Origin of the sequence: Streptomyces sp. NPDC002232, from assembly GCF_042890295.1 — a bacterium.
Classification (GTDB): Bacteria; Actinomycetota; Actinomycetes; order Streptomycetales; family Streptomycetaceae; genus Streptomyces.
The window spans coordinates 799500-822961 of record NZ_JBIARV010000005.1 but is presented as its reverse complement, the minus strand read 5'-3'; the positions used below and the strand labels follow the sequence as shown (position 1 = coordinate 822961).

Annotated in this window: 24 protein-coding genes; 12 read left to right on the top strand and 12 right to left on the bottom strand. The window is 72.7% G+C overall.

Annotated elements, in window-relative coordinates; translation table 11 throughout:
• Window positions 1–5 precede the first annotated feature (5 nt).
• Complete coding sequence (locus tag ACFYXU_RS26845; RefSeq protein WP_376509016.1) at window positions 6–887, bottom strand: polysaccharide deacetylase family protein; 882 nt, start codon at window positions 885–887, stop codon at window positions 6–8.
• Window positions 888–934: 47 nt separating this feature from the next.
• A complete protein-coding gene (locus ACFYXU_RS26840; protein ID WP_376508948.1) occupies window positions 935–1132 on the bottom strand; it encodes a hypothetical protein in 198 nt (65 codons plus the stop codon).
• 114 nt (window positions 1133–1246) lie between these two features.
• Here ACFYXU_RS26840 and ACFYXU_RS26835 point away from each other — a divergent pair, with 114 nt between their 5' ends.
• Complete coding sequence (locus ACFYXU_RS26835; protein ID WP_389460321.1) at window positions 1247–2731, top strand: helix-turn-helix domain-containing protein; 1485 nt, start codon at window positions 1247–1249, stop codon at window positions 2729–2731.
• On the opposite strand, the gene ACFYXU_RS26830 is transcribed toward ACFYXU_RS26835, so the two are convergent.
• The 4 genes from ACFYXU_RS26830 to zapE all read right to left on the bottom strand — a co-directional run bounded on the left by ACFYXU_RS26830 (window position 2717) and on the right by zapE (window position 6735).
• Window positions 2717–3589, bottom strand: coding sequence for a PPK2 family polyphosphate kinase (locus ACFYXU_RS26830; protein WP_389408529.1), 873 nt, complete (start codon window positions 3587–3589; stop codon window positions 2717–2719). The two genes, ACFYXU_RS26835 and ACFYXU_RS26830, sit on opposite strands and share 15 nt — an antisense overlap.
• A 76-nt stretch (window positions 3590–3665) precedes the next feature.
• Window positions 3666–5027, bottom strand: coding sequence for an alkaline phosphatase PhoX (locus ACFYXU_RS26825; RefSeq protein ID WP_389460319.1), 1362 nt, complete (start codon window positions 5025–5027; stop codon window positions 3666–3668).
• Window positions 5028–5189: 162 nt separating this feature from the next.
• Window positions 5190–5615 (bottom strand): OsmC family protein, encoded by a 426-nt coding sequence (locus ACFYXU_RS26820; protein WP_376508955.1) that lies wholly within the window; start codon window positions 5613–5615, stop codon window positions 5190–5192.
• A gap of 34 nt (window positions 5616–5649) precedes the next feature.
• A complete protein-coding gene (zapE, locus tag ACFYXU_RS26815) occupies window positions 5650–6735 on the bottom strand; it encodes a cell division protein ZapE (RefSeq protein WP_376508957.1) in 1086 nt (361 codons plus the stop codon).
• Between the two features lie 36 nt (window positions 6736–6771).
• Between zapE and ACFYXU_RS26810 the strand changes: the two genes are divergently transcribed.
• The 7 genes from ACFYXU_RS26810 (at window position 6772) to ACFYXU_RS26780 (ending at window position 14150) form a co-directional block, all read left to right on the top strand.
• Window positions 6772–7533, top strand: coding sequence for a dihydrofolate reductase family protein (locus tag ACFYXU_RS26810; protein ID WP_389408531.1), 762 nt, complete (start codon window positions 6772–6774; stop codon window positions 7531–7533).
• 106 nt (window positions 7534–7639) lie between these two features.
• Window positions 7640–8110, top strand: a complete 471-nt coding sequence (locus ACFYXU_RS26805) for an indole-3-glycerol phosphate synthase (protein ID WP_329857090.1) — start codon at window positions 7640–7642, stop codon at window positions 8108–8110.
• A gap of 135 nt (window positions 8111–8245) precedes the next feature.
• Complete coding sequence (gene murC, locus ACFYXU_RS26800) at window positions 8246–9637, top strand: UDP-N-acetylmuramate--L-alanine ligase (protein ID WP_389460317.1); 1392 nt, start codon at window positions 8246–8248, stop codon at window positions 9635–9637.
• Between the two features lie 15 nt (window positions 9638–9652).
• Entirely contained in the window at window positions 9653–10057 is a 405-nt protein-coding gene (msrB, locus tag ACFYXU_RS26795) for a peptide-methionine (R)-S-oxide reductase MsrB (RefSeq protein WP_376508963.1), read from the top strand.
• Window positions 10058–10159: 102 nt separating this feature from the next.
• Complete coding sequence (locus ACFYXU_RS26790; RefSeq protein ID WP_376508965.1) at window positions 10160–10633, top strand: SUKH-3 domain-containing protein; 474 nt, start codon at window positions 10160–10162, stop codon at window positions 10631–10633.
• A 162-nt stretch (window positions 10634–10795) separates the two neighbouring features.
• On the top strand, window positions 10796–12481 hold the full coding sequence (locus ACFYXU_RS26785) for an acetolactate synthase large subunit (protein WP_376508967.1): 1686 nt from the start codon (window positions 10796–10798) through the stop codon (window positions 12479–12481).
• Between the two features lie 154 nt (window positions 12482–12635).
• Entirely contained in the window at window positions 12636–14150 is a 1515-nt protein-coding gene (locus ACFYXU_RS26780) for an FMN-binding glutamate synthase family protein (RefSeq protein ID WP_376508969.1), read from the top strand.
• Window positions 14151–14198: 48 nt separating this feature from the next.
• On the opposite strand, the gene ACFYXU_RS26775 is transcribed toward ACFYXU_RS26780, so the two are convergent.
• Window positions 14199–14984, bottom strand: coding sequence for an SDR family NAD(P)-dependent oxidoreductase (locus ACFYXU_RS26775; RefSeq protein WP_389460315.1), 786 nt, complete (start codon window positions 14982–14984; stop codon window positions 14199–14201).
• 120 nt (window positions 14985–15104) lie between these two features.
• On the opposite strand from ACFYXU_RS26775, the gene ACFYXU_RS26770 reads away from it, so the two are divergent.
• Window positions 15105–16487, top strand: a complete 1383-nt coding sequence (locus ACFYXU_RS26770; protein ID WP_389460313.1) for a hypothetical protein — start codon at window positions 15105–15107, stop codon at window positions 16485–16487.
• Window positions 16488–16552: 65 nt separating this feature from the next.
• Complete coding sequence (locus ACFYXU_RS26765) at window positions 16553–17020, top strand: hypothetical protein (RefSeq protein WP_389408535.1); 468 nt, start codon at window positions 16553–16555, stop codon at window positions 17018–17020.
• Window positions 17021–17051: 31 nt separating this feature from the next.
• Here the strand turns inward: ACFYXU_RS26765 and ACFYXU_RS26760 are convergent, their stop codons facing one another.
• Together ACFYXU_RS26760 and ACFYXU_RS26755 are read right to left on the bottom strand one after the other, a co-directional pair.
• Window positions 17052–17894 (bottom strand): NmrA family NAD(P)-binding protein, encoded by an 843-nt coding sequence (locus ACFYXU_RS26760; RefSeq protein ID WP_389460311.1) that lies wholly within the window; start codon window positions 17892–17894, stop codon window positions 17052–17054.
• A 78-nt stretch (window positions 17895–17972) separates the two neighbouring features.
• Window positions 17973–18812, bottom strand: coding sequence for a LysR family transcriptional regulator (locus ACFYXU_RS26755; protein WP_389460309.1), 840 nt, complete (start codon window positions 18810–18812; stop codon window positions 17973–17975).
• 104 nt (window positions 18813–18916) lie between these two features.
• Here ACFYXU_RS26755 and ACFYXU_RS26750 point away from each other — a divergent pair, with 104 nt between their 5' ends.
• Window positions 18917–19642, top strand: a complete 726-nt coding sequence (locus tag ACFYXU_RS26750) for an SDR family NAD(P)-dependent oxidoreductase (RefSeq protein WP_389460307.1) — start codon at window positions 18917–18919, stop codon at window positions 19640–19642.
• Between the two features lie 66 nt (window positions 19643–19708).
• Here the strand turns inward: ACFYXU_RS26750 and ACFYXU_RS26745 are convergent, their stop codons facing one another.
• Window positions 19709–20905, bottom strand: a complete 1197-nt coding sequence (locus tag ACFYXU_RS26745; RefSeq protein ID WP_389408538.1) for an MFS transporter — start codon at window positions 20903–20905, stop codon at window positions 19709–19711.
• Between the two features lie 178 nt (window positions 20906–21083).
• Here ACFYXU_RS26745 and ACFYXU_RS26740 point away from each other — a divergent pair, with 178 nt between their 5' ends.
• Window positions 21084–21518, top strand: coding sequence for a CGNR zinc finger domain-containing protein (locus ACFYXU_RS26740; protein ID WP_389408539.1), 435 nt, complete (start codon window positions 21084–21086; stop codon window positions 21516–21518).
• Between the two features lie 47 nt (window positions 21519–21565).
• On the opposite strand, the gene ACFYXU_RS26735 is transcribed toward ACFYXU_RS26740, so the two are convergent.
• Entirely contained in the window at window positions 21566–22963 is a 1398-nt protein-coding gene (locus ACFYXU_RS26735; RefSeq protein ID WP_389408540.1) for a hypothetical protein, read from the bottom strand.
• A gap of 27 nt (window positions 22964–22990) precedes the next feature.
• Window positions 22991–23407, bottom strand: coding sequence for a thioesterase family protein (locus tag ACFYXU_RS26730; RefSeq protein ID WP_389408541.1), 417 nt, complete (start codon window positions 23405–23407; stop codon window positions 22991–22993).
• Window positions 23408–23462: the final 55 nt, after the last annotated feature.

Below are 23462 nucleotides of genomic sequence, written 5' to 3'. Positions count from 1 at the left end.
GCGGGTCAGCGGCTCATGAGCTCCGAGACCTTCACGAAGCGGTAGCCGCGGGCGCGGAGCTCCGGGACGATCCGTCGGATCGCCCGCTCGGTGACGGGCGCGGCGCTGCGGGTGCAGTGCATGACGACGAGGGAGCCGGGCTTCACCCCGTCGAGGACCTGCTCGGCGACGGCGTCCGCGTCCGTCGCGAAGGCGTCGCCGCTGACCACGTCCCACTGGACGGCGGTGACCCCGGCGGGCGCGAGGGCGCGCAGGGCCGCGTCGTCGTAGCAGCCGCCGGGGAAGCGGAAGTACGGGACGACGTTGACGGCCCCGGCGTCCCGGAAGGCGTCGAAGGCGCGCTGCACGTCGGCGGCCATGTCGGGTCCGGGGACGGTCGGCAGGCCGTAACAGGGGGACGCGAAGGCGTAGTGGCTGAAGGAGTGGTTGGCGATCTCGAAGCGCGGGTCGCCGCCGATCGACTTCGCCTGGTCGGGGTACTCCTCCGCCCAGCGGCCGGTCATGAACACGGTCGCGTTCACCTTGAGCCGGCGCAGGGTCGCGATGAGCTCCGGGTTGTCGAAGTGCTCGCCGCCGGCGGCGCGGGGACCCTGATCGGCCGTCATGTCGGCGTCGAAGGTGAGCGCGACGACCTTCTCGGCGCCCTTGGCGCGGTGCGTGTACACGGGGGTGAGGCCGCCGGGCCCGGGCGCCATGGTGGGCGGGGCGGCGGGGACGCGCGCGGGCTTCGGACCGGGTGCGGCGGCGCTGGGGCGGGACGAGGGGCTCCGGGTGCCGTCCGGGCCCGCGGTCGACAGAGCGGTGGCCTTCGCGTGCGGCTCCGGGGGCTCGGCCGGCTGGGTGCCGCAGCCGACGAGGGCGGTGCCCAGAAGACCGAGCACCGCCATTTTTCGTACAGAAGTGTTCACGACCGGAAGTTATCCGATCAAAGTCATTAACGCTCGCGACTCGACAGCAGCAGGACCCGAGTCCACGCGCTGAGCTGACGCACCATCGCCCGGGCGTGTGCCGCCCGGTCCCGGCGGAAGGGCAGGACGAGCAGGGCGGGGACGCAGGCGAGGGTCACGACGAGCAGGGGGAGGGTCGCGACGAGAACGATCAGGGCGCGCTGCGCCCATCGGAGAGTGCGCACGGGCTTCCTCGGGGTAGTGGCGGGAACGGACCTCCACCGTCGGCGGCACCCGGTACGTTGCGAAAGCCGCAACCGTTGCCGTTGTTGCGGCAACGGTCGCGGGGGAGGGGTGCGATGACCGAGGTGGCCCGTACGCGGGGGAACGCGGCGGACGTCGAACGCGGCGAGGTGCCCGAGGCCGTGGCGCTCGGCGGCGTGCTGAAGGAGCTGTTCGCCCGGCTGGGCGTCAGCCAGAGCCAGTACGCCTACCGCGTCCACCTCGACAAGTCCGCCGTGTCCCGCTACCTCAGCGGCCGGCGCGTCGCGCCCCAGGAGTTCATCGACCGCCTGGTGCGGGAGACCGAGGAGCACCTCGGAGCGCCGCTCCAGCTGGAGGCCAGGGAGGCGCTGCGCACCCGGAGGCTCGAAGCGCTGCGGGTCTGCGACCCGGAGGCCTTCCGGCTGGAGGGCCTCCGGGACGAGCTGGCGCGCTCGCGGCGGGACACGGAACGGGCCCACCGGAACATCGAGGCGCTGCACGCCCTCCTCGACCGGAAGGAGGCCCAGGCGCGGGACGTCGCGGACGACCTCACGCGCCTCCGCCTGGACTGGGGCGCGGAGCGGGCGGCCCTGGCCCGCGCCGGGGAGGACCTCCGCCGCGAGGTCGAACGGCTCAGGGAGGACCTGAGGGACGCCGAGCACCTCCGCCAGGAGGCGGAACGGCACGGCGAGGAGCTGCGCGAGACGGTGCTGCGGCTGGAGGAGGAGCTGTCGCGGGGAGCGTCGGGTGCCGGTGCCCTTCCGCTGGACGCCTTCATGCTCCGGCAGCAGGCGCTGTGGGAGGAGGAGGACGACGCCGAGGCGGCGAGGCATCTCACCGAGGCGGCCTGGTCGCGTCCGCTGGACGACGTCGCGGCGCTGCTGCACTGGCTGGATGACTTCGACGCGCGGAACTTCGCCGCGGACGTCGCCCGCCTGCGGCCGTTGGCGGACGTGCTGGAGTTCGCTCCCGAGGTGGCGCGGAAGGATCGGACCGGCGTCCGGCGGGCATGGGTGTCCGCCCTGGCCCCCCGGATCGCGGAAGGGAACGCGGCCGCCGTCTACCAGGCGCTGGGCGGCACCGAAGGGGACCGGGTCCTCGCCGAGGCGGTGCGGAAGATACGGAACGACTCCATCGTGGTGGAGCTGGTGGTGGCGGCGCTGGCGGGGTCGTCCGCACCGGCGCCGCTGCGGGCGCTGTCGAGGACGCTGACCGAGGAGCGCGGCCCCGACCGGTGCGGCCTGCGCGTCACGGTCGGGCTGGCCCAGGCGGGTCGCCACGACGTGGCCGCACACGTCGTCGCGGCGGCGGTCAAGCTCTCCCACGTGGACTTCCGCCACAGCCTGGGCGGGCTCCACCACGTCCAGATCCGCGTCCTGTTCGACCTGGTGACCTGGCTGGACGACACGGCGGTCATGACCGCCTTCACCAAGATGGTGATCCTCGCGGACGAGCCCGCGCTCGGCGACCGCCTGTTCACCATGATGTCCGAGCAGGACCGGCTGAGCCTCGTCGACCGGTCCGTCCGCGACGCCCTGCGCGACGTCGTCGCGGTCTGGCGCCGCTCACGAGGCCAGTAGCCGCGCCCGGCTCTCCTCGACGTCGAAGTCCCCCGGCGGGTACTTCGGGTCCAGCGCCTCCAGGTGCTCCAGCAGGAGCTTGCTGATCGCCCAGTTGCGGTACCACTTGCGGTCCGCCGGGACCAGGTACCAGGGGGCCGCGTCCGTCGAGCAGCGTTCGAGCACGCGTTCGTACGCCTGGCGGTACGCGGGCCACAGCGCGCGCTCCTCGATGTCGCCCGGATTGAACTTCCAGTGCTTGTCCGGGTTGTCCAGGCGCTCCAGGAGCCGGGCGCGCTGCTCCTCGTACGAGAGGTGGAGGAAGACCTTCACCACGGTCACCCCGTCCTCCGCGAGGGACTTCTCGAAGCGGTTGATCTGGCCGTAGCGGCGGCCGATCTCCCGGCGCGGGGCCAGGTCGCGGACCCGGGCGATGAGGACGTCCTCGTAGTGCGAGCGGTCGAAGATGCCGATCTCGCCCGGCTGGGGGAGCACCCGCATGACCCGCCACAGGAACGGATGGTTCCGCTCCTCCCGCGTCGGGGCCTTGAAGGCGTGGATCCGGCAGCCGGACGGGTTGAACAGGCCGATGACGTGCTTGACCGTGCCGCCCTTGCCGCTGGTGTCCATGCCCTGGAGGACGAGGAGCAGCCGCCGGCGGTCACCGGCGGTGCTCGCCGCGTACAGGCGTTCCTGGAGTCCGGCGAGGCGCGGCCCGAGGTCGGCGGTGGCGGCCAGCCCCGCCGCCTTGCCGGTCGGCCCGGCCGGGGTCGCGCGGCTGTCGTACGCGCCGAGGTCGATCGGCTCGCCCCCGGGGATCCTCAGGACGTCCCGCAGGACGGGTTCCCCGCGCTTCCTCCCGCCGTCCTTCTTCGCCACCTCGGGCCCCTTCCGCCGCAGGTCGTGCGTCCCTCCCGATCCTGCGACGGAATCCGGTCCTCCGCACCCGGTCGGGTCAGCGCCACGGCCCCCGCACCGCGAACGTCGTCCCGGGCGTGTAGCAGTTCACGTACATCGTGCCGCGGTCCGGGGAGAAGGTGACGCCGGCGAACTCGCCCCACGCCGGAGCCCCGGGCGTCCCGATGTCCTGCGCGCCCCGCGCGACCGCGTACACCTCGCCCTTCGCGCTCACCCCGAAGACGTGCTGGGCCCCTTCGCCGTCCTCGCAGACCATCAGGCCGCCGGTCGGCGCGAGGCAGATGTTGTCCGGGGACTCGCCGGGGAGCCGGACGTCGGTGGCGGGGCCGAAGACCACGACGAGGGTGAGCCGGCGCCGGTGCGGCTCGTACTTCCAGACCTGGCCGAAGTGCGTGGCGGCCGAGCCGTCCGCGGCGCGGGCGAAGGAGGACACGAAGTAGACCGCCCGCCCGCCCCAGTAGCAGCCCTCCAGCTTCTGGGCGTGCGTGATGCCCCGCGGCCCGAAGTCCTGGTGCCGGATCGGGGTCGAGGTGGCCAGGTGGTCGGGTACGGGGACCCATTCGACGCCCTCGAAGCGGGTGCCGGTCTCCTGGACGACGGAGAGGTCGGGCACGCCGGGCACCCGCATGGCCTCCAGGGCGCCGCCCGCGCGCAGCGAGCCGGTGCCGCCGAGCGGCCGCTCCGGGAGGAAGCGGTAGAAGAGTCCGAAGGGGTGCTCGAAGGCGTCCTCCGTCTCGTACACGATGCCGCTCGCCGGGTCGACGGCGATCGCCTCGTGCTGGAAGCGGCCCATCGCGGTGAGCGGGACGGCCCCGGTGCGGTGCGGGTCGGCGCCGTCGACCTCGAAGATGAAGCCGTGGTCCTTGGCGTAGCCGTTGGTGCCGGCCCGGTCCTCGGTCTCCTCGCAGGTCAGCCAGGTGTTCCAGGGGGTGGGACCGCCGGCGCAGTTCACGGCCGTCCCGGCGATGGCGACCCGCTCGCCGAGGACCTCGCCCCGGCCGTCGAGTTCGAGGACGGTGCAGCCGCCCTTGCCCTCCGGGTCATACGTGAGGCCGGGGACGGTCGGGACCGGGATCTTCCCGGTGACCCGGTTCTCGTGGTTGCGGACGAGGTGCACCCGGCCCCGGCGCCCGGCGAAGGCGCCCATGCCGTCGTGGTTGCTGGGGACCAGGCCCTCGCCGGAGCGGAGCGGGTCGCCCTGCCGGGACAGGACCTTGTAGCGGAAGCCGGCCGGGAGGTCGAGGAGGCCGTCCGGGTCGGGGAGGAGGGGGCCGCAGCCGGCGGTGCGGGGCGCGGCGCCCGCGGTGCCGGCGAAGAGCTCGGAGAGCGCGCCGGTGAAGGCGATACCGGCGACGGACGCGCCGGTGCGGGAGAGGAGCTGACGTCGTGTCGCGGACATGAGGCAACCACTTTCCTGTGGGGGGTCCCCCGGGCCGCGGGGCCGGGGGGAGGACAGGTGCGTGATGTGACGTGTGACCCGCATGTGTGTATCACGCAAGGTGGTGACGGGTGAACCATGCGGGCCGCAACGGCCTCGTGTGGCGCGAGAACTGATCTCTCGTCAGGCGAGCTTGGCGTCCAGGGTGATGGTCGTGCCGGTGAGCGCCTGGCTGACCGGGCAGTTCTTCTTCGCCTCCTCGGCGAGCTCCTGGAAGCGGGCCTCGTCCAGGCCGGGGACCTCGCCGACCACGCTCAGGTGGATGCCGGTGATGCCCTCGCCCGGCTGGAACGTGACGTCGGCCTTGGTCTCCAGGCGGGTCGGCGCGTGGCCGGCGCCGGCCAGGCCGTTCGAGAAGGCCATCGAGTAGCAGGAGGAGTGCGCGGCGGCGATGAGCTCCTCGGGGCTCGTCTTCCCGTTCGGCTCCGCGGACCGGGCCGGCCAGGAGACGTCGTACGAGCCGAGGCCGGAGGAGTCGAGGGTGACGACGCCGGAGCCCTTGAGGAGGTCGCCCTGCCAGACGGTGTGGGCGTGACGCACGGTGGCCATGGTGGATCCCTTTCGATCGGGTACGGCCACCAAGCTACTGCGCGACGAGGCCCTTCGCGTCGCGGGCGAGCGCGGTGAGCCGGGAGATCGCCCGGAAGTACTTCTTGCGGTAACCGCCGTTCAGCATCTCGTCGCTGAACAGCCGGTCGAAGGGGAGGCCGGAGGCGAGCACGGGTATCTCGCGGTCGTACAGGCGGTCGGCGAGCACGACGAGCCGCAGGGCCGTCGACTGGTCCGGGACCGGCTGGACGTCCGTGAGGCAGACCGCCGTGAGGTCGTCGGTGAGGGCGCCGTACCGGCTCGGGTGCACCTTGGCCAGGTGTTCGAGCAGGTGCGGGAAGTCGTCGAGCGAGGCGCCCGGCGTCGCGTACGCGGTCTCCGTGACGACCTGGTCGGAGTACGGGGACGGCGCCTCGGGCAGACCGCGGTGCCGGTAGTCCTCGCCGTCGATCCGCAGCGGGCGGAAGTGGGCGGAGAGGCCCTGGATCTCGCGGAGGAAGTCGGCGGCGGCGAAGCGGCCCTCGCCGAGCTTGCCGGGCAGCGTGTTCGAGGTGGCGGCGAGCGCGACGCCCGACTCGACGAGCTTGCCGAGGAGGCTGGAGACGAGGACGGTGTCGCCCGGGTCGTCGAGCTCGAACTCGTCGATGCAGAGGAGGCGGTGCCCGCTGAGCGTCTTCACCGTCTGCTGGAAGCCGAGCGCGCCGACCAGGTTGGTCAGCTCGACGAACGTGCCGAAGGCCTTCAGCGCGGGCTCCGCGGGGGTCGCGTGCCACAGCGAGGCGAGCAGGTGGGTCTTGCCGACGCCGTACCCGCCGTCCAGGTAGACCCCGCGCGGGCCGCTCGGGGCGGCCGGCTTCCTCGCGAACCAGCGGCGCTTCCCGGCGCCGCTGGCGTGCGCCCCGCCCAGGCCCTCGGCGAAGGCGCTCAGGACCTTGACGGCGTCCGTCTGGCTGGGCTGGTTCGGGTCGGGGAGGTACGTGTCGAAGCGTACGGAGTCGAAGCGCGGCGGCGGCACCATCTCCGCGACGAGGCGGTCGGCGGGGACGTGGGGCTCTCGGGAGCAGAGCGAGAGCGGGGCCGCCTCGGCGGAGGCGGCTTCGGTGAGGGCACGGGTCGACACAGTTCCCCACTGTAAGCGCCGTGCCAGACTTCGATCATGCGCCAGCTCTTGCCTGTGACGGACATGACAGCCCTCGTCGACCGGGAGTGGTCGCTCGACGCCCTCGCCGAGGCCTACGCGTACCCGGAGGGCGACGGCCCGTGGCTGCGGGCCAACATGGTCTCCTCGCTCGACGGGGCCGGACACCACGAGGGGCGTTCCCAGCCGCTCTCCTCCGAGACGGACATGCGGATCTTCGGCACCCTGCGCGCGATCGCCGACGTGGTCGTGGTGGGTGCCGAGACGGTCCGCCTGGAGGGCTACGGCCCGGCCCGCGCGCGGGAGGCCTTCGCGGCCCGCCGCGCCGCCGCCGGGCAGGGACCGGCCGCCGCGATCGCCGTGGTCAGCGCCTCGCTCGACCTGGACCTCTCGCTGCCGCTGTTCACCGAGCCGCTGGTGCCGACCCTGGTCCTGACGGGGGCGGGCGCGCCCGCCGGGCGCGTGGCGGCGGTCCGGGCGGCCGGCGCGGAGGTGGTGGTCGCGGGCGACGGCGCCGGGGTGGACCCGGCCCGCGCGGTGGCGGCGCTCGCGGAGCGCGGGCTGCGCCGCCAGCTGACCGAGGGCGGGCCCCGGCTGCTCGGCCAGTTCGTGGCGGCGGGGGTCCTCGACGAGCTGTGCCTGACGGTCTCGCCGACGATGACGGCGGGCGGCGCCCAGCGGATCGCCGGGGGCCCCTCGGTGGCCGTCCCGACACGCTTCGAGCCGGCCCGCGTGCTGGAGCAGGACGGCTTTCTCTTCACCCGCTACCGTCGGATCTGACAATCGGCGGAATTTGTCGTTCCGCTTAGCGTCCGCTGGGCACACTTACTGACGCAGACCCCGTGCGGGCACGGGGAAGGATGGTTTCCGCAGAAGGGCTCCTGAGGTGTTCACAAGCGTTCTGATGATCGAGAAGCCCCTCACGTCCGTCGACGTGGAATTCGTCACCACCCTGCACGGCGAAGAGGGCGTGTCCTTCATCGTTCTCATGCAGCCGCGTGGTGACCAGGCCGATGTACTGCTGCGTGCCATCGACGACGTCGCCATGGGCGAGCTCAAGGAAGCGACCCACGAGGGCGACGAACCGGAGGGCAAGGAGGCCAGGGGCCCCGCCGAGCAGGCCCTGGAGGTCTCGCTCATGGCCCTGAGGAAGGCGGGCTGCGAGGCGGTCGGCCAGGTGGTCGAGGACCACCCGCTCGACAAGATGAAGGCGGTGGTCGAGGAGTCGGAGGCGGACGAGGTGATCGTCCTCACCGCCCCGCACTACGTGGAGGAGTTCTTCCACCGCGACTGGGCCTCCCGGGCCCGGCACAAGGTCGGCGTCCCCGTGCTGAAGCTCTTCGCCCACAGCGAGTGACGTCCCCGTGACGGGTCCGCGCCCCGCCCGGGGCGCGGACCCGTCACCCGGCGCGCCGCGCCCCGCCGGGGCCCGCGCGCACGAGCCACTAGGCTGGGACCTTCCAGGAACCAAGCACCCCGGGGAGAGATCCGCATGGCACCCGCCATCCCTGCCGCCATGGAACGGCCGCACTTCATCGGCATCGGCGGTGCCGGAATGTCGGGCATCGCGAAGATCCTCGCCCAGTGCGGCGCCAAGGTCGCCGGAAGCGACGCCAAGGAGTCCGCGACCGCCGAGTCGCTGCGCGCCCTCGGTGCCACCGTGCACATCGGCCACGCCGCCGAGCACCTCGCCGACGACGCCTCCGCCGTCGTCGTCTCCAGCGCCATCCGCGCCGACAACCCCGAGCTGGCCCGCGCCGCCGAGCTCGGGATCCCCGTGGTCCACCGCTCCGACGCGCTCGCCTCCCTCATGGACGGCCTGCGCGCGATCGCCGTCGCCGGCACGCACGGCAAGACGACCACCACGTCCATGCTGGCCGTCGCCCTCACCGAGCTCGGTCTGGACCCCTCGTACGCCATCGGCGGCGACCTCGCGGGCCCCGGCACGAACGCCCTGCACGGCGCCGGCGAGGTCTTCGTCGCCGAGGCCGACGAGAGCGACCGCAGCTTCCAGAAGTACGACCCCGAGGTCGCGATCGTCCTCAACGTCGAGCTGGACCACCACGCGAACTACGCCTCCATGGACGAGATCTACGAGTCCTTCGAGGCCTTCACCGCCAAGATCCGCCCCGGCGGCACCCTGGTCGTCGGCGAGCACCCGGGCGCCCGCGAGCTGGCCCGCCGCGTCGCGGACCGCGACGGCCTGAGCATCGTGACGGTCGGCGAGTCCGAGGACTCCGACGCCCGCATCCTCAAGATCGTCCCGAACGGCATGACGAGCGAGGTGACGGTCCTCCTCGACGGCGCCGAGCACACCTTCACCGTCTCCGTCCCCGGCCGCCACTACGCCCACAACGCCGCCGCGGCCCTCGCCGCCGGCGCCCGCGTCGGCATCGACCCGGCCGAGCTCGCCCAGGCGCTGACCGCCTACACCGGCGTCGGCCGCCGCCTCCAGCTCAAGGGCGAGGCCGAGGGCGTCCAGGTCATCGACTCGTACGCGCACCACCCCACCGAGATGACCGCCGACCTGGAGGCCATGCGCGGCGCCGCCGGGGCCTCCCGCCTCCTCGTCGTCTTCCAGCCGCACCTCTTCTCCCGCACCCAGGAGCTGGGCCGGGAGATGGGCGACGCGCTGGCCCTCGCGGACGCCTCCGTCGTCCTCGACATCTACCCGGCGCGTGAGGACCCGATCCCCGGGATCACCAGCGAGCTGATCATCGCCGCGGCGCGTGCCGCCGGTGCCGACGTGACCGCCGTCCACGACAAGGAGACGGTCCCGGACGTCATCGCGGGAATGGCGGGCCCCGGCGACCTCGTTCTCACCATGGGCGCGGGCGACGTCACGGACCTCGGTCCGCGGATCCTCGCCCGCCTGTCGAACTGAGGGAGTGGACGAACGATGGCGTACGAGGTCGAGAAGCCGGACGAGGAATGGCAGGCCGAGCTGACTCCGGCGGAGTACCAGGTGCTCCGGCTCGCCGGCACGGAGCCCGCCTTCCGGGGTGAGTACACGGACACCAAGACCCAGGGTGTCTACTCGTGCCGCGCCTGCGGCGCGGAGCTCTTCACCTCGAAGGAGAAGTTCGAGTCGCACTGCGGCTGGCCGTCCTTCTTCGACCCGAAGGACAGCGCGGCCGTCGAGCTGATCGCCGACACCTCGCACGGCATGGTCCGCACCGAGGTCCGCTGCGCCCGCTGCGGCTCCCACCTGGGCCACGTCTTCGAGGGCGAGGGCTACCCGACCCCGACCGACCAGCGGTACTGCATCAACTCCATCTCGCTGCGGCTGGAGCCGACGGAGTAACACCGCGAGGCACGGTACGAGGGGCTCACTCCGGACCCGGGGCGAGCCCCTCGGTACGTCCGTCCGGCCCCGTACCGCCCCCTCCGCAGCTCAGGAGCGCCCATGCCCCGCCGCGAGACGCCCGCAGACATCGACGCCTGGTTCGCCGAGGGCGGCTGGTACCCGGGCCGGGACGTCGCCGGGCGGGCCGCGGTGTTCGTGGCCGAGGTCGTCGAGGAGACCCGCCGGTACGGCCACCCTGTCGAGCCCTTCGCCGCCGCCACCGACTTCCTCGCCGAGCACGCGGGGGTCCGCCTGACCATCGACGCGCGGCGCGAGGAGTACCTGCGCTTCGAGCCGGTCGTCGTCCGGGACAGCACGTCCGGGGACATCGCGGAGCTGAGCCGCAACCTGGGCGTGCGGCTCTTCCCCGTGGGGTGGGACTCCTCGGAGGGGGAGGTCATCGTCATGGACGAGCGGAACCGTTTCTTCTGCATGCACCACACCGGCGACTACTACCTGGGCACCGGCAAGTACGAGGCGATGGCCGACCTCTACCGGTATCCGATGAAGGACGCCGAGGACTTCTACGTCTGACCGGGCCGGGTCCTCGGTGAGCCTCCCACCACGTGGGGCGAGGACGCGGTGGGCTTCCCGCCGGTCCGGGATGAGCGTGTGCGTGCGGCCGGTCGGCCGGGGTAGACGGCTGACCGGCCCGCTCGTCGGCGCGGGCGGAACTCAAGAGAGGACACGATCAGCGTGAGCGACGCCGAGCACCCGAAGCAGACCCCCGACGGAGCGGCCGAACTCCTCGTTCGCTGCCTGGAGAACGAGGGCGTCGAGGTGGTGTTCGGCGTACCCGGCGAGGAGAACATCCGCTTCACCAACGCCCTCGCCCGCTCGGAGAAGATCCGCTACGTCCTCACCCGGCACGAGCAGGCCGCGTCCTTCATGGCGGAGATGTACGGCCGGCTCACCGGCTCGGCGGGTGTGATGTCCGCGACGCTGGGGCCCGGCGCGATCAACCTGATGCTGGGCGTCGCCGACGCCATGACGAACAGCACGCCCGTCGTCGCGATCACCGCGCAGGTCGGCAAGGAGCGCAACTACAAGGAGTCCCACCAGTTCGTGGACCTGGTGAGCATGTTCGCCCCGGTCACGAAGTGGTCGGCGGGGGTCCCGGCCACCCGGGCCATCCCCGAGATGGTGCGGCGCGCGTTCAAGACCGCGGAGTCCGAGCGGCCCGGCGCCGTCTATCTCGCCGTGCCCGAGGACATCGACGCGGCGACGGACGGCTCGGACCTGCGCCCGCTGCGCAGGAACGTCGTGCAGCCCGAGGCACCGTCCCCGAGGCAGATCGAGCGCGCGGCGGCGCTGCTGCGGGAGGCCCGCCGGCCGGTGATCCTCGCCGGACACGGCGCGGCGCGCGGCGACGCCGCGGAGTCGCTGTCGGCGTTCGCCACCGCACTCGACGTGTCGACGGCGACCACCTTCCACGGCAAGGGCGTCCTGCCCGACGACCACCCGTGCGCGACCGGCACGTTCGGCTTCATGCGGCGCGACTACACCAACTTCGGGTTCGAGGAGGCCGACGTCATCATCGCCGTCGGCTACGAATTGCAGGAGTTCGACCCGTCCCGGATCAACCCGGACGGTGACAAGAAGATCATCCACATCCACCGCGTCCCCGCGGAGGTGGACGACAGCTACTCGGTCGACGTCGGCATCATCGGCGACATCTCGGCCTCCCTCGACGCCCTCGCCACCGCACTCGACGGCCGGCGCTGGACCGTCGACGACGAGGACACCGAGGCCACCCGCGCGCTGCTGGCCAAGGAACTGGAGCAGGGCGCCGCGGACGAGCGCTACCCGCTCGCCCCGCAGCGCGTCATCGCCGACACCCGCGCCGCGCTCGGTCGCGACGACATCGTGCTGGTCGACACCGGCGCGCTGAAGATGTGGATGGCCCGGCTCTACCCGACGTACGCGCCGAACACCTGCCTGATCTCCAACGGCTTGTCCACCATGGGCTTCTCGCTGCCCGGCGCGCTCGCGGTCCAGCTCGCCAGGCCGCGGACGAAGGTGCTGGCGGCGGTCGGCGACGGCTCGTTCCTCATGCACTCCCAGGAGATCGAGACGGCGGTCCGCGAGAACATTCCGCTGACCGTGCTGATCTGGGAGGACAACGGCTACGGGCTCATCAAGTGGAAGATGGACCTGGAGGTCGGGGAGAACTCCAACACCGACTTCGGCAACCCGGACATCGTCCAGTACGCCCGCAGCTTCGGCGCGAAGGGCTACCAGATCGAGTCCGCCGGGGACCTGCTGCCGACGCTCCGTGAGGCGCTGGCGGACCCGGGCGTGTCGATCATCAACTGCCCGGTGGACTACGCCGAGAACATGAACCTCATCAAGCACCTCGGGGACCTCGACTCGGCGCTCTGACCTGCTCGCGGCGCGGCCCGACCCCCGTACGGGCCGCGCCGCGGGCATCCCGCGAGGGCGGTGCCCGCTGTTCTCCGGTATCGCGTGGTATTTCCACGGCGCGGGGTAGAGGGTCACCGTGAGATTCGGCAGGTCGAGGAGAGGAACGAATGTGATGCGTGCTCGGAGCATAGGCGCGGCAGCCGCCACGGGGTTGGCGCTGGTGGCCGCCCGTGACCTCGTGCAGAAGAAGCACGCGCTGCTGAGGAACTTCCCCCTGCTGGGACACGCCAGGTACGTGCTGGAGACGATCGGCCCCGAGCTGCGGCAGTACATCGTGACGTCCAACGACGAGGAGCGTCCCTTCAGCCGGGACCAGCGCAGCTGGATCTACGCGTCGGCGAAGGGGGAGAACAACTACTTCGGGTTCGGCACCGACAACGACGTCGAGCACACGCAGGGCCATGCCTACGTGAAGCAGCGTACGTTCGCCGGTGCGCTGCCCGATCTGAGCGACCCGCAGGCGCCGTTGCCCTCGGCCAAGGTGCTCGGCGGACCGCGCGGCCGCGCGAAGGCGTTCCGCCCGGCGAGCGTCGTCAACATCTCGGCGATGAGCTTCGGCTCGCTGTCCGGCGCGGCCGTCACGGCGCTCAACAAGGGCGCGGCGCTGGCCGGGACGATGCACAACACCGGTGAGGGCGCCCTGTCGCCCTACCACCTCAACGGCGGGGACCTCGTCCTCCAGATCGGTACGTCGTACTTCGGCTGCCGCGACGAGGACGGGACGTTCAACCTCGACAAGCTCAAGGCAGTGGTCGCGGACGCGCCCGTCAAGGCGATCGAGATCAAGCTCTCGCAGGGCGCGAAGCCGGGGCTCGGCGGCATGCTGCCGGGGGCGAAGGTGACCGAGGAGATCGCCGAGATCCGCGGCATTCCCGCGGGCGAGGACTGCGCCTCGCCGTCGCGGCACACCGCCTTCCACGACGTGGACTCGATGCTCGACTTCGTGGAACTGCTGGCCACGGAGACCGGATTGCCGGTCGGGATCAAGAGCGCCGTCGGGGAGATGGAATTCTGGGAGGAACTCGCCACGCTGATGGAGCGGGGTGACCGCGGGGTCGACTTCGTGACCGTCGACGGTGGCGAGGGCGGCACGGGAGCGGCTCCCCTGATCTTCGCCGACTCGGTGTCCCTGCCGTTCCGCGTGGGCTTCTCCCGCGTCTACGGCGTGTTCGCCGAGCGGGGCCTGACCGACGACATCACCTTCATCGGCTCCGGCAAGCTCGGCGTGCCCGAGAACGCCGTCGTCGCGTTCGCCCTCGGCGTCGACATGATCAACGTGGGCCGTGAGGCGATGCTGTCCATCGGCTGCATCCAGGCCCAGAAGTGCCACACCGACAAGTGCCCCACCGGCATCGCCACCCAGAACCCGTGGCTGGCGCGCGGCATCGACGCGCCCTCGAAGGGCATCCGGGCCGCGACGTACCTGCGCACCCTGCGCAAGGAGTTGCTGAAGGTCTCGGGCGCCGTCGGTGTCCCCCACCCGTCGCTCATCACCCCCCACGACATAGACATCCTGAACGGCGACTACGACGCCCGCACCCTGGGGAGTGTGTACGGCTACAAGGACGGCTGGGGCTCGCTCGGGCCGGAGCTCGCCCAGGAGATCACCGAACTGCTCACCACCTGAGCCGGCCCCTCTGCCACGCCACCGCACCGACCCGGTGCGGTGGTGCGGTCAGTGGACGGAGAACCCGCCGTCCACGAAGAGGGACTGGCCCGTCACGTACGCCGAGGAGGCGCTCGCCAGGAAGACGGCCGCGCCCGCGAAGTCCTCCGCCAGGCCGTTGCGGCCGACCATGGTGCGGGCCGCCAGCGCGGCGACCTTCTCCGGGTCCGAGGAGAGGCGCCGGTTGAGCGGGGTCATCACGAAGCCGGGGACCAGGGTGTTCGCGGTGACGCCGTACGGGGACCAGGCCTCGGCCTGCGAGCGGGCCAGCGACTCCAGGGCGCCCTTCGACACCCCGTACGCCCCGCTCTGGACGAACGCCCGGTGCGCCTGCTGCGAGGTGATGTGGATGATCCGCCCGAAGCCCCGCTCGGCCATCCCCGGGCCGAAACGCCGGCCGAGGAGGAACGGCGCCTCCAGGTTCACGGTCATCGTGGCGTCCCACACCTCGTCGCCCAGCTCGCCGAACGGCGGACGCAGGTTGATCCCGGCCGAGTTCACCAGGATGTCCGGCTCCCCGAAGACCGCCGCGGCCGCCTCCGCGCCCGCCCTGACGCCCTCCCGGGTGCTCAGGTCGGCGCTCACCCACGCGGCCCGGCAGCCGTCGGCCGTCAGCTCGTCGACGGTCGCGACGAGTTCGGCCTCCTTGCGGGCCATGACCACCACGCGCGCCCCCGCCCGGGCCAGCGCCCCGGCGATCGCCCTGCCGATGCCGGAGCTCCCGCCGGTCACGAGGGCGGTGCGCCCGTCGAGCGAGAACAGCTGCGAGAGGTAGCCGGAGGGGGTGCTGCTCATGGAGGTCGCTCCTCGTGTCGATGGCGGGCAGGTACACGCATCCTGGCACACGCCCCTCGGGCCCATGTGATGATCATTTCCTCATGACGGGGGTCCGGCGGGATCCCGGGGGAGGGGACCATGGGAATCACGGACGCCAACGGCGTCGACCTGTCCGGCGTCACCGGCAGGCTCATCCAGACCGTCGACCTGGTGAAGGGCCCGGCGCCGCAGGCGATCGCCACCGACACCCGCAACGGCCGGGTCTTCGTCCTCCAGATGGAGAGCGGAAGCCAGCAGGACATCGAGCAGGGCAACATGCGGCTCGACCGCATCGACCGCCTGACCGGGGAGGTCAAGGGGTCCATGCAGCTGAAGGGGTTCGGGCACGGCATCTCGATGGGTGTCGAGCCGCAGGGCGACACGACGTACGTCTGGACCGAGGTCGGATCGTCGGCGGCCGTGCCGCTGCACCTCACCAAGAAGGACGGCAAGGTCACGGCCGCCTTCGGCAAGGCCGTCACGCGGTTCCCGTACGCCGACGACACGGTCCTCCGGGCGGACGATCCGGCCCTGCGGAAGTTCACGCCGCCGGGCAGCACCGCGGGCACCGGACCGTCGGTCGACCCCGTGAACAAGCTCCTGAGCGTCATGTACCACAAGGGCGGCAAGCGGACCTTCACGCGCTACGACCTCGCCGCGGCCGCCGCCGGCTCCTGGGTCCCGGTGGGCACCACCTTCGTCATGAGCGACTGCGACGGGCAGCCCGCGCCGTGCGCGGACGAGGAGACGACCCCCGCCGTGCCCGCCCGGTACCCCCTGGAGAGCAGGCTCACCTCCCAGGGCTACACCGTCCTCGGCGACGTCCTGTACTGGTACCAGTGGGCGCCCTACCTCGTCGACGACGACCCGAACACGCTCCCCGCCGACGGCTTCCCCGGGGTCGCCCTCCTCACCTCGTACGACTGGACGACCGGCCGGCGCGTCGACCGGCAGGTGGTCACCAGCGCAGACGGCCTCACCCGGCGCGAGCCGGAGGGCGTCGCCGTCGAGGTCGACCCCGCGACCCAGGAGACCCGGCTGCTGTTCGGCTTCAGCAACACCGTCCCCGGCACGACCGGTTCGCGGGACGTCACGATCAGCTGGTACCCGACGAGGCCCGGCGTCGACGGCGTCAAGGTCCTCGCCGACTGGGAGGACCTCACCCTCGAACCCGGCGTCCAGCCCGGCGCCCAGCCCCCGCGCGGACGTCTGATCGCCCTCGCCGGAACCACCTACCTCCAGCTGCGCGGCACCGTCACCCGCACGCCCGGCCTGACCGGGGACGGCAGGATCGCGACCCTGCCGCACCGGCTCCGCGCGACGCACCTGACGCGCGCGAGCGTGCCCCGCAACAACGACGACGGACGCTGCGTCTGCCGGATCGAGACCGACGTCAGCGGCGGGCTCCGCGTCTACGGCGCCTCCAGCGACAACGCCATCACCTGGATCGACCTCGACGGCGTCTCCGTCGCCTGGCGATGAACCCCCGCCGGACCGCCGCCCCCGCCCAGCCGTCCGCCCGTCCCACCCGATCCGGAGGATCGCGCATGACCCCGCACACGACCAGCCGCCGTTCCCTGCTCACCGCAGCCCTCGCCGCCCCGGCCGTCGCCGTCGGAGCCCCGCTGCTCTCCGCGGCGCCGGCCGCCGCCGAGCCCTCGGACGGCTGCCAGGTCGTCGTCGACTGGAAGCCGATCACCCTGGAGGCGGGCGTGCGGAACGACCCCCTCTCGCCAGCCGAGGCCCGCGTGATCCGCCTCGCGGGAACCGAGTTCCTCCAGCTGCGCGGGCTGGTCACCTGCGCCTTCACCGCCGACGGCCCGCTCGGCACGCTCCACGGCGACATCCGCCCGCCCAAGCTGACCCGTGGCGTCTGCCCCCGCAACAACAGCCAGGGCGTCAACGCCCTGCGCATCGAGGCCACGACGGCCGGCGTCGTCCACGTCCTGGGCCCCCAGACGGCGAACAAGGTCACCTGGATCCAGCTCGACAACTTCTCGTCCGTCCTGCGCTGACGGCCGGCCGGGGGCCTTGGCGGGGCGCCGTTCAGTCCCGCCAGACCCCGGTCGCGGCGGCGGCCTTGACGTAGTCCGCGAAGTCGCGCGGCTCGCGGCCCAGGGCCCGCCGCACTCCGTCGCCCAGCGTGGCGAAGCGGTTCTCGGCGATCCAGCCGAAGAGCATGTTCAGGAGGCCCGCGAAGTCCTCCGGCAGCCCGCGCCCGGCCGCGTACGCACAGAACTCCTCCGGCGACGCCGGACGGTACGTGACGGTCCGTCCCGTCGCGCGGGCGATCTCGCCCACCACCTCGTCCAGGCTCAGCAGCCGCGGCCCGGACAGCTCGTACGCCTCCCCGGCGTGGCCCTCCTCGGTGAGCGCCGCCACCGCGACGTCCGCGATGTCCTCGACGTCCACGAACGGCTCCGTGCCGGCCCCCGTCGACCACACGACCTCGCCGGCCATGACCTGCCCCCGGAAGAACGGGTCCTCGCTGAAGTTCTGCGCGAACCACGCGGGCTTGAGCAGCGTCCACTCCGCGCCCGACTCCCGCACGGCCCGCTCACAGGGCAGCTTCTCCTGGCCCTCGGGCACGACCCAGTCCCGGTGCGAGAGCAGCACGAGCCGCCGGACCCCGCGGGCGACGGCGAGCTCCGTGAACTTCCGCATCGAGACCCCGGCGTCGCTCCGCATCGAATCGACCAGATAGGCCGCCCCGACCCCGTCGAGGGCGGGCTCCCAGGTGCTCTCGTCGTCCCAGTCGAAGCGGACGGCCCCGCCGCGGGAGGCGGCCCGGACCTCGTATCCGCGCTCCTGGAGGCGCGCGGTCACCCGGCGGCCCGTCTTGCCGGTGGAGCCGAGCACCAGTAAGGGCGATGTCTTCGTCGTCGTCATGCGCCCAGTCAAACGGCGGGGCGGCGAGCGGTGGAATGGTCCAGGCGCTCAGCCCGATGTCTCAGGCGCTCGGCGGCGTCAGAGGCGCGTCGCGGTGCGGACCAGGTCGGCGACGGCCCGGGACCTGCTGTGCGGCGGCCAGGCGATGACGGTCGTGACCGGCGGCGCGTCCGGCACCGGGACCGTCGCGTGCCCGTCGCGCAGGTGGGCCCGGAGGGACTCGGGCACGACCGCGCAGGCCCGGCCCAGCGCGATCAGCTGGAAGAGCTGGGTGTGGTCGCGCACCCGCGGTCCGGGGCCGTCCCGGAAGCTCCCGTCCCGGCGCGGCCAGCGCGGCAGCGGCAGGTCCGTCAGGGCGGTGACCTCCGCCATCGACACCTGGCTCCGGACGGCCAGCGGGTGCCCCGCGGGCAGCACCACGACCTGCCCCTCCGAGCGCAGCTCCTCCGTGTCGAGCCCCGCCGTCGAGTCGAAGGGCCGGTGGAGCAGGGCGACATCGGCGCGCCCGGCGCGCAGCAGCCCCTCCTGCTCGCCCGGCCCGCACAGCACCACCTCGACGCCGACCGCGCCGGGCTCGGCCGCGTAGGCGTCCAGCAGCTTCGCCAGCAGCTCACCGGCCGCCCCGGCCTTCGTGGCCAGCACCACCCCGGGCGCCTCGGCGGCCGCGCGGCGGGTGCGGCGCTCGGCCGCCTCCACCGCGTCCAGGGCGACCCGGGCCTCCCGCAGCAGCACCGAACCGGCCTCGGTCAGCGCGACCTCGCGCGCCGTCCGGTGCAGCAGGACCACCCCGAGCCGCCGTTCGAGCCGCTGGATCGCCCGCGACAGGGGCGGTTGCGCCATGGCGAGCCGCCGCGCCGCCCGCCCGAAGTGCAACTCCTCGGCGACGGCGACGAAGTAGCGCAGCTCCCGGGTCTCCACCACGGCATCGTAGCGGCGCCCACCTCGACCGATACCCGCGCGGTATCACCGCCCACCCACTCGGTCTTGGACGTGCGGGCCCCGCCCGCAGCAGGCTCGACGGCATGACAGAACAGACGATCGCGCTGGTGACCGGCGCGAACAAGGGCATCGGATACGAGATCGCCGCGGGCCTGGGCGCCCTCGGCTGGCGCGTCGCCGTGGGCGCGCGGGACCGGCGGCGCCGCGACGCCGCCGTGGAGAAGCTGCGCGCGGCCGGGGCGGACGCGTTCGGCGTGCCGCTCGACGTGGCCGACGACGCGAGCGTGACCGCCGCGGCCGAGCTGATCGCCGACCGCGCCGGAGGGCTCGACGTCCTGGTCAACAACGCCGCCATCACCGGTGCCGTGCCGCAGACCCCCACCACGGTCGACCCCGCGACCGTGCGCGCCGTCGTCGAGACCAACGTGATCGGCGTCGTCCGCGTCACCAACGCGATGCTGCCCCTGCTGCGCGCCTCCGCGTCGCCCCGCATCGTGAACATGTCCAGCAGCGTCGGCTCGCTCGGCCTCCAGACCACGCCCGGCGTCGACATGGGACCGGTCCCCGCCGCCTACCTGGCGTCCAAGACCTTCCTCAACGCCCTCACCGTCCAGTACGCCAAGGAACTCGGCGGCACCGGCATCCTGATCAACTCCGGCTGCCCCGGCTACACCGCCACCGACCTCAACGGCTTCCAGGGCGTCCGCACCCCCCGCCAGGGCGCGGCGATCGCGCTCCGTCTCGCGACCCTCCCCGACGACGGACCCACCGGCGGCTTCTTCGACGACGACGGCCCCGTGCCCTGGTGACCGGACCCGCCGGCGCGCGGTCCTGCCCGGCCGAGCGGGACCCCGCACCGCATCCGGGCGCGAGGGTCACGCGCGGGCGCGGCGCCGTTTCTCGGCCAGCAGCGAGACGACGCCCAGGGCCGCCGTGAGCGTCGTGCACAGCAGGATGGCGACGCTGGAGTCGGTGTACTTCAGCGCCGCCGCCGACAGCAGACTGGCCACGCCGTAACCGGCCCCGGCCGCCGCGTACAGCAGGGAGAAGCCGGTGGCCCAGACCCGTTCCGGCAACTGCCCCTGGAGCGCCAGGTTACGGATGATCAGCAGGGGGCTGTAGAGCAGACCGGCGACGGCGAAGGCGGCCGCGTAGCTCCACGGGGTACGGGTCCACGCGGGCAGCGTGAGGACCGCGGCCATCGCCAGCAGGAGCACCAGGGACTGCGTCTGCGCGCTGCCGGGCCAGCGGCGGCCGCCGTACACGAGACCGGACAGCACGCTGGCGACGGCGAAGGCGGTCAGCACCGGCCCCGCCAGGGCCTCCGAGGAGCCGACGTCGGTCAGCCGGGCGGGCAGGACCACGTCCACCGTGCCGACGAGGAACATGATCCCGGCGGACAGCACGGCGGTGGGCCACATCAGGCGGAGGACCTTCGCCGGGCTCTCGGCGGGGGCGTCGTCGGGGCCGGGCTGCGGGAGCGAGCGGTGCGGGATGCGGGTGGCGAACAGGGCGGGGAGCCCGGAGAGCACGGCGAGCACGACGACGGCACCCACCGCGGACACCTGGACGTACAGCAGCGACACCAGAGGCGGTCCGAACGCCCACACGCTCTGGTTGAGGGAGCTCTCCAGGCTGAGCGCGGTGCGCCGCAGCTCCGGCGCGACGGTCGCCGCGAGCTGGGCGCGCAGGCCGCCCGGCGCCCCGGCGGCGGCCGCCCCCGCCAGCGCGGCCAGCACGGCCAGCACGGGGATCGGCGCGCTCGACGCCAGTGCGGCCAGCACGGCGAACGCCGCGGCCTCCAGCAGCAGGGCCAGACGCAGCTGTCCGACGAACGGCCGGGTGTCGAAACGGCGCCCCATCAGCGGCGCGCCCGCGGCCTCCCCCAGGGCGTGCGCCGCGGCGAGGAGACCGCCGGCGGCGAAGGAACTGGTGGCGTGCCCGAGCAGGACCAGGGCCAGCGGGGCCATGACGACGGGCGCCCGGACGAGGGCGGCGGCGGTGTACCAGGTGCGGTTCCCGGTGCCGGAGAGGACGGCGCGGTAGGTGGGTGCGGGTTCGGTGGTGGTCATGAAGTACCAGCCCAGTCATTGGGTGAACATCTACATGTGGTCTCTGTTTGGCCGGGTCTACGCTGGCCATATGGCAGTGACTGCGGTAAGCCCGGAAAGTGAAGAGCTACGGATCCTCCTGAACAGCTGGCTCATTCCGAACGACACGAGGCAGCCGACGGAGACCCTGCCGCAGCTCATGAGCGATGCGCGGGGATGGTCCGACTCCTTTCCTTCGGTGGCCCTGCCCGGGGCGGGCGAGCGGACGGAGTTCCGGCGGCTGCGGGACGACCTGCGGGCCGATGTCGCCGACCGCTCCTGCGCCCGGCTGGACGGCTGGCTGACCGACCGTCCCCAGGCGGTGGGGCTCGCCGCCGAGGGCTCCCTCGTCTTCCGCGGCCGGTCGGGCTGCGTGGAGGAACTGCTGCGGCTGGCCGTGCGGGTCGTGGCCCAGGGCCGCTGGCGACGGCTGCGGATGTGCCCCGACTGCCGGTGGGTCTTCTTCGACCAGTCGCGGAACAACTCCCGCACCTGGTGCAGCATGACCGCCGGCGAGACGGGCCGGGCCTGCGGCAGCATCGCCAAGGTGAAGCGGATGCGCGGCCGCAGGGCCGCGCATCCGCAGACCTCGTGAGCGGGGGCGGGGCGCCGTCGAGCGCGCCCCGCCCCCGGTGCCCGGCGTCAGAGGTTCTCGGCCAGGGCGCGCAGACGTTCCTCCGTACGGGCCGCGGCGGCCGGGGTGTCACCGTGCACCAGGTACTGCACGGTCCCGGTCCAGGGCGCGTCGTCGACCAGCAGCAGGGCACCGGTGGATCCGCCGTCGGGTGAGAGCTGTGGATCCTGGCCCATCGCCCAGGCCAGCTTGCCGAAGTCGGTGCACGGGAGGTCGTTGCGGGTGAGCACGGTGTGGTGCACCTGGTAGTCGTCGCCCAGCAGGTGCCGGGCGGCGGCGTCGACGTGGGTGCAGCCGCCGACCCGGGCGTTGACCTCGTTGAACAGCAGCCGGCCGTCGGCGGTGAGGATCGAGTCGCAGTTGACGTAACCGCGGTAGCCGGTGGTCTGGAGATAGCGGGCCATCTCCCGCGACCAGTGGAGCATGGTGCTCTCGGCCGTGGCGGGCAGGTCGAGCGGGGGAATGGCGAAGCCGTTCCACACCGGTTCCATGCGCATGTCCCCGTGGTTGAGCACGGTGGGCGCCGTGGGCGGCGCGGGGACGTCGACCTCGCTGTACAGCGTGCGGCTGTACGGGTAGTAGGCCTCCACCACCGTCTCGCTGGGGCGCAGCCCCGCCGGGAAGTCGCGGGTGACGGCGACGGCGGGGAAGCTGTCGGCGAGCAGACGCTCGACATCCTCCGCGGTCGAGGCCGAGGACACCCGGTGGGTGGTCGAGGCCCCCAGGGCCGGGATGTCCGGGTCGTGGGTGAAGAGGACGTTGCCGTACCCGCTGGCGCTGAAGTCCTCCTTGACGATGACCGCGCCGGTGTGGGGCAGCAGGTCGAGGACCGCTCGTGCCGTCGCCGCCCGGTTGCGGCACACGCGCCCCGGAGCGACGGGGACGCCGAGCCCCTCCGCCCAGATGCGGAAGAACGACTTGCTGTTGAAGACGTCCGAGCCGCCCTGGTCGAAGAAGGCCGGGTGGTCGTCGGGGGCGAGCTCCAGCCGGCGGGCCAGTTCGGCGATGGTCCGGTCGTACAGATAGGGGAGCAGCTGCCAGTCGGGACCGGTGAGGTCGCGGAGCCTGCCCAGGAGTTCGGTTGAGAGCAGGGTGTCGTGGTCGAGGAAGGCGCCGCCTTCCGCGCCTGTACCCGCGCCCGTCTCCGCACCCGCACCCGTCTCCGTATCCTCACTCGCGCTCAGGAAGGTGACGGTGGACAGGTCCAGGCCCAGGGTGGCGGCCAGGTAGTCGCGGAACTCCTCGGTCAGCGGGCGGTGGGTGAGCAGGGCGTCACCGTCCCGCAGCAGCCAGGCGGTCCTGGTCGAGATGGCGTGCTGTTTGGCCGATCCCTTGGCGCCGAAGCTCTCCAGGGCGCAGCCGAACATGTACTCGGAGGTCACGTTGCCGATGATCAGACGTGGCATGGGGGAGTTCTCCTTGCGCGCGGTGGGTCAGCTCGTGGGGCGGGCGGCGAGCCTGGCGGTGAAGCGGGCCCGGTCCACCAGGGCCCTGCCGTGCGTGCCGCGCAGGACGACGGCCTGACCGTCGCGCCCCTCGACGTCGAACTGGAGCTTGGAGCCCTCGACCGCGGTGAGGGTCGCGGTGAGGGTGACGGTCTCCCCCACGGGGGTGGGTGCCAGGTGGGCGGAGTCGTGGGTCAGACCGAGCGTCATGGACCCCTCGGGGAGGTGGTCCTCCAGCACCTTCATGGCCGTGATCTCGCCCAGCCAGAGCAGGACGGGGGTGGCCAGGACGTCGAGACCGTTGCCCCAGTTGCTGGCGGCCTCCTCGGCGGTGACGGTGTGGGTGACGGTGGCGGTGGTGCCGATCAGCTCGGTGAGATCGGTCCCGGTGGTCGGGGCGGTCATGTCGGGTCTCCTCCTGGGACGGTCGGTGTCGGCGGCACGGGCCGCGGGGTACGGG

Excerpts from the sequence above, each read along its gene's own strand:
- ACFYXU_RS26775 (WP_389460315.1), bottom strand. The coding sequence starts at position 14,984 with ATGAGCAGCACCCCCTCCGGCTACCTCTCGCAGCTGTTCTCGCTCGAC.
- ACFYXU_RS26790 (WP_376508965.1), top strand. The coding sequence starts at position 10,160 with ATGCCCCGCCGCGAGACGCCCGCAGACATCGACGCCTGGTTCGCCGAG.
- ACFYXU_RS26825 (WP_389460319.1), bottom strand. The coding sequence starts at position 5,027 with ATGTCCGCGACACGACGTCAGCTCCTCTCCCGCACCGGCGCGTCCGTC.
- ACFYXU_RS26780 (WP_376508969.1), top strand. The coding sequence starts at position 12,636 with ATGCGTGCTCGGAGCATAGGCGCGGCAGCCGCCACGGGGTTGGCGCTG.
- ACFYXU_RS26735 (WP_389408540.1), bottom strand. The coding sequence starts at position 22,963 with ATGCCACGTCTGATCATCGGCAACGTGACCTCCGAGTACATGTTCGGC.
- ACFYXU_RS26770 (WP_389460313.1), top strand. The coding sequence starts at position 15,105 with ATGGGAATCACGGACGCCAACGGCGTCGACCTGTCCGGCGTCACCGGC.
- murC (WP_389460317.1), top strand. The coding sequence starts at position 8,246 with ATGGCACCCGCCATCCCTGCCGCCATGGAACGGCCGCACTTCATCGGC.
- ACFYXU_RS26750 (WP_389460307.1), top strand. The coding sequence starts at position 18,917 with ATGACAGAACAGACGATCGCGCTGGTGACCGGCGCGAACAAGGGCATC.
- ACFYXU_RS26730 (WP_389408541.1), bottom strand. The coding sequence starts at position 23,407 with ATGACCGCCCCGACCACCGGGACCGATCTCACCGAGCTGATCGGCACC.
- ACFYXU_RS26765 (WP_389408535.1), top strand. The coding sequence starts at position 16,553 with ATGACCCCGCACACGACCAGCCGCCGTTCCCTGCTCACCGCAGCCCTC.
- ACFYXU_RS26835 (WP_389460321.1), top strand. The coding sequence starts at position 1,247 with ATGACCGAGGTGGCCCGTACGCGGGGGAACGCGGCGGACGTCGAACGC.
- ACFYXU_RS26760 (WP_389460311.1), bottom strand. The coding sequence starts at position 17,894 with ATGACGACGACGAAGACATCGCCCTTACTGGTGCTCGGCTCCACCGGC.
- ACFYXU_RS26845 (WP_376509016.1), bottom strand. The coding sequence starts at position 887 with ATGGCGGTGCTCGGTCTTCTGGGCACCGCCCTCGTCGGCTGCGGCACC.
- ACFYXU_RS26810 (WP_389408531.1), top strand. The coding sequence starts at position 6,772 with ATGCGCCAGCTCTTGCCTGTGACGGACATGACAGCCCTCGTCGACCGG.
- ACFYXU_RS26740 (WP_389408539.1), top strand. The coding sequence starts at position 21,084 with ATGAGCGATGCGCGGGGATGGTCCGACTCCTTTCCTTCGGTGGCCCTG.
- msrB (WP_376508963.1), top strand. The coding sequence starts at position 9,653 with ATGGCGTACGAGGTCGAGAAGCCGGACGAGGAATGGCAGGCCGAGCTG.
- ACFYXU_RS26745 (WP_389408538.1), bottom strand. The coding sequence starts at position 20,905 with ATGACCACCACCGAACCCGCACCCACCTACCGCGCCGTCCTCTCCGGC.
- ACFYXU_RS26820 (WP_376508955.1), bottom strand. The coding sequence starts at position 5,615 with ATGGCCACCGTGCGTCACGCCCACACCGTCTGGCAGGGCGACCTCCTC.